The sequence below is a fragment of the Roseomonas sp. TS2 genome, from assembly GCF_058833935.1.
Genome location: NZ_JCACVY010000239.1, coordinates 1 through 5,409, shown reverse-complemented (window position 1 = coordinate 5,409; position 5,409 = coordinate 1). Strand labels below are relative to the sequence as shown.

The following is a 5,409-nucleotide window of genomic DNA, read 5'->3' as shown; positions in this document are numbered from 1 at the left end:
CAGGGCGCCGCCGGACGGGCAGCGTCGCGCCGGGAAAGAGGTAGTGCAGCCCGCCGGGCAAGCCAACCGGCACGGGCCCCGAAGCGGGGCCTGCCCGTGGCGTCAGCGGGGGAGGGCGGTGCCGCTCAATCCCGGGTCGGGCGGCGGCGGAAGGCGTCGAGGCTCACCACCTGGGCGGGGCCTTCCGGCTCGGCCGGGGCAGGGGCCTCGGCCTCCGGCTGCTCCGCCATCGGAGAGGGCGCGACCTCGGCCCCGGCAGGCGCCGCCGCCTCGGCGGCCTCGGCCGAGGGAAAGCGCAGCCCCACCCGCACATGCGGGTCCCAGAAGGCGGTCAGGGCGGAGATCGGGATCACCAGCGTCGCCGGCACCCCGCCGAAGGACAGGCCGGCCGTGACGAAGCCCTGCTCCCGGTCGACCTTCAGGTCCCAGAACTGGTGCTGGAGGACGATGGTCATCTCCTCCGGGTAGCGGGCCTTGAGGTGACCGGGAATGGCGACGCCAGGCCGGTCGGTGCGGAAGGTGAGGTAGAAGTGGTGCTCACCGGGCAGGCCGTGCTCGCCCGCATGTTCCAGGGCGCGCAGCGCGACCTCGCGCATGGCGTCCTCGGTCCAGCGATCGTAAGGCAGCAGGCTTTCCGCCTGCCTGGTCTCATCCGTCATGCAGCATACCCCGGCAGACGCCCAGAAAACGCATGACCCATACCGGATGCTCCCCAGGTGCGGGAAGTGGTCCAGCGCAGGAAAGGGACGGGAGCGGCAAATCAGTGGGGGGATTCTGTTGCCCGGTTCCCCCCGGACCGCGCTTACCTATTGTTAGGCAGCGAGCGCCATGGTCTCGCGACCATTATCGTTGGCACTTGTGATTTAGCCCGATAACGGCGGTACAATGCCGGGCAAAAGACATGGCTTTACCACGCGCGTCGAGCCTGTTTCGTCCCCAGAAGCCCGCCAGACGATCCCTGGCGGCGATGCTGGTGGAGACGCCGGGCACTGCCCCCGGGTCCGCAACGCTTATTCCACATGCCGTTTATCGCCATAGTCCCCGAGGGGACGACGACGATATAGGCCGCCCCGCGGCGGAAATCGAGGGGGCGCTTCCGGAAAAGCGCCGCGCCCGCCCGCCCCACATCTCTGGCTTGTACACCTCTGGCGTGCCGGAGGCGGCCGGCCCCGGCCGTGCCGGAACTCTGCCGGCGGGACTGTCCGTGTGGGGCGGGCCTCCGGTGGCATGAGCGCGTGAGCCAGGACCAGGGCACGGCGGGCCGGGCGATCAACATGCCGTGAAGGTCGTGCGCTTCCGCATGCGTGCCGCGCACCGGGCCCCGCAGATCGGCGCTGGTGGGATGGCCCCCTTTTGGCTAGACCCTGCGCGACCCGGAGCCCGGGGCCACCGCCCCGGGCCTCACCGCCCTTCGCGCCTTCTCCGGTTCCGCCTTCCGGCTTTCCGGCCGTGGCGGCTTCCGCACGCCCAGGATCTGAACCCATGGAACTCACCGCCGCGCAGCGTCAGGAACTCTCGGAAGCGCAGGCGGCGCGGACGGAGACGCGGCGCCCCACCGTGCCGGCCCTGGAGGCGATGCTGTTCGAGCCGCTGCCGGTGCTGGACCACGGCTTCGTCCGCGTGGTGGACTACATGGGCGACGACGCGGCGGTGGTGCAGGCGGCGCGCGTCTCCTACGGCCGCGGCACCCGCGCGGCGAACGAGGACCGTGGCCTGATCCGCTACCTGATGCGGCACTGGCACAGCACGCCCTTCGAGATGTGCGAGATCAAGTTCCATGTGAAGCTGCCGATCTTCGTGGCGCGGCAGTGGATCCGCCACCGCACCGCCAACGTGAACGAGTACTCGGCCCGCTACTCCATCATGGACCGGGAGTTCTACCTGCCCGCCCCGGCGCAGCTCGCCGCGCAGTCGGCCAGCAACCGGCAGGGGCGGGGGGATGTGCTGGAAGGGCAGGAGGCGGCCGAGGTGCTGGAGCTGCTGCGCCAGGACGCCATGCGCAACTACGACCACTACCAGGCCATGCTGAACCTCGATGAGGCCGGCAACACGCTCGACCCCGCCCGCCAGGGCCTGGCCCGCGAGCTGGCGCGGATGAACCTGACGCTGAACGCCTACACCCAGTGGTACTGGAAGACCGACCTGCACAACCTGCTGCACTTCCTGCGGCTGCGGGCCGATGCGCACGCCCAGTACGAGATCCGCGTCTATGCCGAGGCGATGCTCGCCGTGCTCGATGCCTGGGTGCCGGCGGTGGCGGAGGCGTTCCGCGACTACCGGCTCGGCGCCGTCACCCTCTCGGCGCAGATGCTCGGCGTGGTGAAGCGGCTGCTGGCGGGCGAGCCGGTGACGCAGGAGCAGAGCGGCCTCTCCAAGCGGGAATGGCGCGAGCTGATGGAGCAGCTCGGCCGCGCCGCCTGAGGCCCGCGCCATGGCCGCCGCACCCCGTGGCAGCACCGCCCGCGCGCCCCGCCGCGGCAAGGCCGCCGTGCCGCCGCGCCCCGGGCCGTGGCGGCGGCTGAAGGGCCTGCTGGGCGGCTTCTCCTGGCGCCGGTGGCTGGCGGTGTGGATCTGCGTGGCGGTGCTGCTGGTCGGCATTCCGCTGGCGCATGCCATGGTGGGCGATCTGGGCGCGCTGCTGCTGCTGACCGGCGTCGGCGGCTTTGCGCTCGGGCGCTCCACGGCGCCCCAGCGCGGCATGATGCGTGGCCAGGAGAAGGGCAGGGGCGCCGCGTCCGGCGCCCGCCGGGGATCGTGAGGACAGCCCGCAGGCCCTGGCTGCGGGGGAGGCATGGACGATGTTCTGGATGGTTCTGCTGCTGGTGCTGCTGCTGGGCTTCCCGCTGATGATGGCGCTGGCGGCCATCTCCTTCGGGCTCTGGCTGGCCTGGGCGGTGCTGGCCCTGGCCTGGGCCGTCATCACCTTCGTGGTGCATGACGCGGCCACGGCGCTGCTCGTCGTGGCCGCCCTCTGGCTCGGCTACCGGCTGGGGCGCCGCCGCCTCACTCCATGACGATGCGCGGCCCCTTCGCCGCCTCGCCCAGCTTCCGCCGCAGCCGCTGCGCGATGGCGCGGTAGCGCCCCGCCTCCTCGCTCTCTGGCCGCGCCATGACGATCGGCGTGCCGGCATCGGCCAGCTCGCGGATCTCGAGCTTCAGCGGCAGCTCGCCCAGGAACTCCACCCCCATCCGCTCGGCCTCGGCCCGCGCCCCGCCATGGCCGAAGATGTTGGCCGTGTGGCCGCAATTCGGGCAGCAGTAGTAGGACATGTTCTCGATCAGCCCGAGAACCGGCACCTTCACCTTCTCGAACATGCGCACGCCGCGCCGCGCGTCGATCAGCGCCACGTCCTGCGGGGTGGAGACGATGACGGCGCCGGCCAGCGGCACGCGCTGGCTGATGGTGAGCTGCGCGTCGCCGGTGCCGGGCGGCATGTCCACCACCATCACGTCGAGCGTGCCCCATTCCACCTGGCCCAGCATCTGCTCCAGCGCACCCATCACCATCGGCCCGCGCCAGATCATCGGCGTCTCCTCCTCGACGAGGAAGCCGATGGACATGGCCTTCAGCCCCCAGCGGGAGAGCGGGATGATGCGCCCTCCCGTGGCGCGCGGCTTCTCCCGCGTGCCGAGCATCTGCGGCAGGGAGGGGCCGTAGATGTCGGCGTCCAGCAGCCCGACCTTCAGCCCGTCCGCGGCCAGCGCCACGGCCAGGTTGACGGCGGTGGTGGACTTGCCGACGCCGCCCTTGCCCGAGGCGACGGCGATGATGGAGGTCACGTCGGGCAGCAGCATCGGCCCCTGGCCCGGGGCGGGGCGGGTGGCGCGGGCGGTGCCCGGCGCCGGGGCGGCGCCATGCGCGTGGTCATGCCCGTGCGCATGCCCATGCGCGTGCGGGGTGGTTGGCGCGGGGATGTCGCGGTGCGCCGTCAGCACGCAGGTGGCGGAGAGCACACCGGGCACGGCGGCGGCCGCGCGCTCGGCCGCCGCGCGCAGCGGCTCCAGCGCCCGGGCGCGCTCGCGCGGCACGGCGAGGGCGAACTGCACCATGCCGTCCCGCGCCGAAAGCCCCTGCAACATGCCGGAGGAAACAACGTCCTGCCCGCTCTCCGGGTCCCGCAGCGTGGCGAGCGCCGCGCGCACGGCCTCCGACAGTGACTCCGACATCGCTTGAAAACCCCTTCATACCGGACAATATCGGCCCCGCCCTCGCCGTGGCGTGATCCGCATGGATTGCGCCTTGGCCCGGACAGGGCGACATATGGTCCGGCCCTGTCGCGCATGCACCGTCTGTGCGCAAGCGTCTGTGGCCGGGAGCACACGTAACGGGAGAGCAGCCAGCCTATGCCCTGGAACAGTAGCGGCGGATCCGGCCAAGGAGGCAGCCCTTGGGGCAATCCACGCCCCGGTGGACCTTGGGGACAACCGCCACAGGGCGGCGGCGGCGGGCGCAGTCCCGGCGGCGGCCCTGATCTCGACGAGGCCATCCGCCAGGCGCAGGACGCGCTGCGGCGCTTCCTGCCCGGCGGCGGCGGCACCGGCAAGTGGATCGGCATCGGCGCCGTGGTGCTGCTCGGCCTGTGGGCCGCCAGCGGCATCTACCGCGTGCAGCCGGACGAGCAGGGCGTGGTGATGCGCTTCGGCGCCTTCAACCGCACCACCATGCCGGGCCTGAACTACCGCCTGCCCTGGCCGGTGGAGAGCGTGACCACGCCGCGCGTGACGCGCATCAACCGCATCGACGTCGGCTTCCGGGCGTCCAGCGACGCGCCGCTGACCCGTCCCGTCCCCGCCCGGGACGTGATCGAGGAAAGCCTGATGCTGACCGGCGACGAGAACATCATCGACATCGACTTCGCGGTGTTCTGGCGCATCCGCGACGCGGGCGAGTACCTGTTCAACACCCGCAACCCCGAGCAGACCGTGAAGCTCGCGGCCGAGAGCGTGATGCGCGAGGTGGTGGGCCGCACCCCCATCCAGCCGGCGCTGACCGAGGCGCGTGCCGAGATCGAGCAGGCGGTGCGCACCGGCACCCAGTTCATCCTCGACCAGTACGGCTCGGGCATCGAGCTGGCGCAGATCCAGCTGCTGAAGGTGGAGCCGCCGGCCGAGGTGATCGACACCTTCCGCGACGTGCAGCGCGCCAACGCCGACCGCGAGCGCATGCGCAACGAGGCCGAGGCCTACCGCAACGACATCATCCCCCGCGCCCGCGGCGAGGGCCAGCGGATGATCCAGGAGGCGGAAGGCTACAAGGAGAGCCAGGTCGCCCGCGCCCGCGGCGAGGCGTCGCGCTTCACCTCCATCCTCTCCGCCTACCAGGTGGCGCAGGACGTGACGATCCGCCGCCTCTACCTCGAGACGATGGAGGAGATCCTGCGGCGCAACCCGAAGATCCTGGTGGATGAC

6 protein-coding genes and 1 other RNA gene are annotated in these 5,409 nt (G+C 71.8%); 4 read left to right on the top strand and 3 right to left on the bottom strand.

Translation table 11 applies throughout. The annotated features are described in order from the left end of the window. Positions 1 to 125: 125 nt before the first annotated feature. Positions 126 to 659, bottom strand: coding sequence for an SspB family protein (locus ACZJYS_RS22280; RefSeq protein ID WP_109515106.1), 534 nt, complete (start codon positions 657 to 659; stop codon positions 126 to 128). Between the two features lie 103 nt (positions 660 to 762). Further along, positions 763 to 1,090, bottom strand: a transfer-messenger RNA (tmRNA) gene (gene ssrA / locus ACZJYS_RS22275). 392 nt (positions 1,091 to 1,482) lie between these two features. Here ssrA and thyX point away from each other — a divergent pair. The 3 genes from thyX to ACZJYS_RS22260 are packed head-to-tail and all read left to right on the top strand — an operon-like array spanning position 1,483 to position 3,014. Then, on the top strand, positions 1,483 to 2,421 hold the full coding sequence (gene thyX, locus ACZJYS_RS22270; RefSeq protein WP_109515107.1) for an FAD-dependent thymidylate synthase: 939 nt from the start codon (positions 1,483 to 1,485) through the stop codon (positions 2,419 to 2,421). A 10-nt stretch (positions 2,422 to 2,431) separates the two neighbouring features. Continuing rightward, positions 2,432 to 2,758, top strand: coding sequence for a hypothetical protein (locus ACZJYS_RS22265; RefSeq protein WP_493180362.1), 327 nt, complete (start codon positions 2,432 to 2,434; stop codon positions 2,756 to 2,758). Between the two features lie 40 nt (positions 2,759 to 2,798). Next, entirely contained in the window at positions 2,799 to 3,014 is a 216-nt protein-coding gene (locus ACZJYS_RS22260) for a hypothetical protein (RefSeq protein ID WP_493180361.1), read from the top strand. Here ACZJYS_RS22260 and ACZJYS_RS22255 read toward each other — a convergent pair. Next, on the bottom strand, positions 3,004 to 4,167 hold the full coding sequence (locus ACZJYS_RS22255) for an Mrp/NBP35 family ATP-binding protein (RefSeq protein WP_493180360.1): 1,164 nt from the start codon (positions 4,165 to 4,167) through the stop codon (positions 3,004 to 3,006). The genes ACZJYS_RS22260 and ACZJYS_RS22255 overlap by 11 nt on opposite strands. A gap of 177 nt (positions 4,168 to 4,344) precedes the next feature. Between ACZJYS_RS22255 and hflK the strand changes: the two genes are divergently transcribed. Further along, the coding region (gene hflK / locus ACZJYS_RS22250; RefSeq protein WP_493180359.1) for an FtsH protease activity modulator HflK at positions 4,345 to 5,409 on the top strand (1,065 nt) is incomplete at its 3' end.

Excerpts from the sequence above, each read along its gene's own strand:
- ACZJYS_RS22280 (WP_109515106.1), bottom strand. The coding sequence starts at position 659 with ATGACGGATGAGACCAGGCAGGCGGAAAGCCTGCTGCCTTACGATCGC.
- thyX (WP_109515107.1), top strand. The coding sequence starts at position 1,483 with ATGGAACTCACCGCCGCGCAGCGTCAGGAACTCTCGGAAGCGCAGGCG.
- ACZJYS_RS22265 (WP_493180362.1), top strand. The coding sequence starts at position 2,432 with ATGGCCGCCGCACCCCGTGGCAGCACCGCCCGCGCGCCCCGCCGCGGC.
- ACZJYS_RS22260 (WP_493180361.1), top strand. The coding sequence starts at position 2,799 with ATGTTCTGGATGGTTCTGCTGCTGGTGCTGCTGCTGGGCTTCCCGCTG.
- ACZJYS_RS22255 (WP_493180360.1), bottom strand. The coding sequence starts at position 4,167 with ATGTCGGAGTCACTGTCGGAGGCCGTGCGCGCGGCGCTCGCCACGCTG.